General features: G+C 51.6%; 4 protein-coding genes. 1 reads left to right on the top strand and 3 read right to left on the bottom strand.

Annotation, left to right across the window (positions count from 1 at the left end; translation table 11 throughout):
* Window positions 1-5 precede the first annotated feature (5 nt).
* From ACNKID_RS03505 to ACNKID_RS03495, 3 genes are read right to left on the bottom strand one after another with little or no spacing between them, the layout of a single operon-like run.
* The gene (locus tag ACNKID_RS03505; protein WP_417912052.1) at window positions 6-560 is read right to left on the bottom strand and encodes a hypothetical protein; all 555 of its coding nucleotides are present in this window, start codon (window positions 558-560) and stop codon (window positions 6-8) included.
* 13 nt (window positions 561-573) lie between these two features.
* A complete protein-coding gene (locus ACNKID_RS03500; protein ID WP_417912051.1) occupies window positions 574-1098 on the bottom strand; it encodes a hypothetical protein in 525 nt (174 codons plus the stop codon).
* A gap of 46 nt (window positions 1099-1144) precedes the next feature.
* Window positions 1145-1315 (bottom strand): hypothetical protein, encoded by a 171-nt coding sequence (locus ACNKID_RS03495; RefSeq protein WP_417912050.1) that lies wholly within the window; start codon window positions 1313-1315, stop codon window positions 1145-1147.
* Window positions 1316-1381: 66 nt separating this feature from the next.
* Between ACNKID_RS03495 and cimA the strand changes: the two genes are divergently transcribed.
* Window positions 1382-2359: citramalate synthase (cimA, locus tag ACNKID_RS03490; protein ID WP_417912049.1), on the top strand; the 978-nt coding region annotated here is incomplete at its 3' end.

Here is a 2359-nt window from a genome sequence, read left to right as displayed (position 1 = left end):
CGCAATTACAGCGCAGGGGAAGGCGGCGGATCCAGTGCCACGCCTTCTTTAGAGACACGCACCGGCAAAGGCGGAGGAGGCTCCATAGTTGCCCCGTCTTCGGCAAGATGCACTTTGCCGTCTTCATCCGTCGCTCTCAGCGTGGGCATTCCTCCAGCTTTTGGAAAATCGGCTTCATTGACGAGGGAAAGCTTTTCTTTTCTGTCTTCCTGTTTCAGCTCGGAATACCCTGCGCGTCCTGAGCCGTCTGAGGGAATTTCGCAGCGTCCCCAAAATTTCTTTGTTCCTGGATTGTAGTAATAGATACGAGAAGGTTGATTGTCGAACGCATAGGCGACATGCCGCTGATATTTTTTATCGTTTTTGTTCACCTTGAAATGCCACCATATTTTATATCCCTTCGCTTTTTCATCCCGCTCCCATTTTTTTTCACCTCCAGGTCGGCCATTGGAATAAAACTGCCTTGAATTCTGCGCGGCAGCTTCAAAGCCGGAAAAATGCATAGAGAAGAAGACAATAAAAATGTACAAAAAATATCGCGTCATGCTCATGCCCTCCATTCTTGATAGGCGGTTATATTTTTCTTATGCTGGTATTCTGTTGATTTGTTTCCGGCGCAGCTTCTTCCTGATGGCCTTCAGGAACTGCTTGCATCCCGGCAGACGGACCAGTCACTTCATATCCAATATTTTTGTGCAGAGAAATGATGATCAGTGCCGCGCCAAGAAGAGCGAAGAGCAGCCCAGGACTCGCGCTTTGCAGCGACAGCGCAGTTTTCGTTCCTGCGCCGTCGGCATCAGCTTGAAAAGCAAACGCCGCCTCAATGCCGATCCACGCCATCATGAAACCGAGGAAAAGAGAGACAAAGCCGATAAATATTCCGAGGCTCACCTGCATCGAGGCAACCAGTGCCATTTTTTCAACAGGCTCCGCCGTCACTTGATCTGTTGCAATTATAAATACTATCAGCACGATGCTCAACTGCAAGATTGCAAACAAAATCCAATAGGAAAATACAAACTGACGTGTGAATTTGTTGCGAAAGCTGACAAGCTCGCTTACGCCTGCGTTTCCGGCAGAATCTTTATTGTCAATCATGCTTTCCTCCTGCGCACTGTTTATTTTTTGCCGCGTCCATATTTCGTTATAGCATGTGCTCAGCATATGTCAATAAAATTAAACCTTCTGACAGCCCGCCAATGCGGCGGCGGCCATAAACTGCAATCTTGTCAGCTGATTTTATTCCTTTTGCCTTTGGCATCGCTGCGCCCGCCTTGCCTGAGCACAAAAGAATTGCGGCTGTCCGCCTGTTCATTGTATGATTTCATCCGCAGAAACAGAAGCGCAGCATTCATTCCGCCGCACGAAAGGACAGAAAAATATGAGCCAGCTCATCGAATTTTACGACACCACCCTCCGGGACGGCACGCAGGCCGAGAATTTCAACCTCTCGGTGGACGACAAAATCCGCATCACGCAGCAATTGGACAAGCTGGGGATTGATTTTGTCGAAGGCGGCTGGCCCGGCTCCAATCCGCAGGCAGTGGAATATTTTGAAAAGATGAAGGGCGTGGAGCTGAAGCACGCCAAACTGTCCGCCTTTGGCGCGACGCGGCATTTTCAAAATCCGCCGGACAAAGATCCGAACCTGAAAGCCCTGCTGGCGGCCAAGACCCCGGCAGTGACGATTTTCGGCAAAAGCTGGGATATTCATGTTCATGAGGCGCTGCGCATCGAGCTGGAGGACAATCTGCAACTGATTGAGGATTCGCTGGCCTTCCTGCGCCCGCACGTCAAGCATTTGATCTATGATGCCGAGCATTTCTTTGACGGTTTCAAGAATAACCGGGAATACTGCTTGGCCACGCTGGCGCAGGCGGTGAAAGGCGGAGCCGAAACCTTAGCTCTCTGCGATACCAACGGCGGCACGCTGCCGCACGAAATTCCGGCGATTATAGAACGGGTGAAGGAATTTCTGAAAGAACTGGGCAGCGCAGTCAAAGTCGGCATTCATCCCCACAACGATTCGGAAACCGGCGTGGCCAACGCCCTGATGGGTGTCTCGCTTGGCGTGCGGCAAGTGCAGGGCACGATCAACGGCTACGGCGAACGCTGCGGCAACGCCAATTTAACCTCAATCATCCCTGCGGTGGTCTTTAAAATGGGCATGGAGGCGGAGGTTGGCAAGAATATTGACAAGCTCTACAGCGTCTCGCGTTTTGTCAACGAGCTGGCCAATCTGCCCCACAACCGCTATCAGCCTTACGTCGGCGAATCCGCTTTCGCCCACAAAGGCGGCATCCACGTCAGCGCGGTGCAGCGCAATCCGCGCACCTACGAGCATATTGAGCCGGAGAAG

Source organism: Candidatus Electronema sp. TJ, assembly GCF_048287355.1.
Lineage (GTDB): Bacteria > Desulfobacterota > Desulfobulbia > Desulfobulbales > Desulfobulbaceae > Electronema.
The sequence above is the reverse complement of the archived record's forward strand: the minus strand, read 5'-3'. Positions and strand labels throughout refer to the sequence as shown.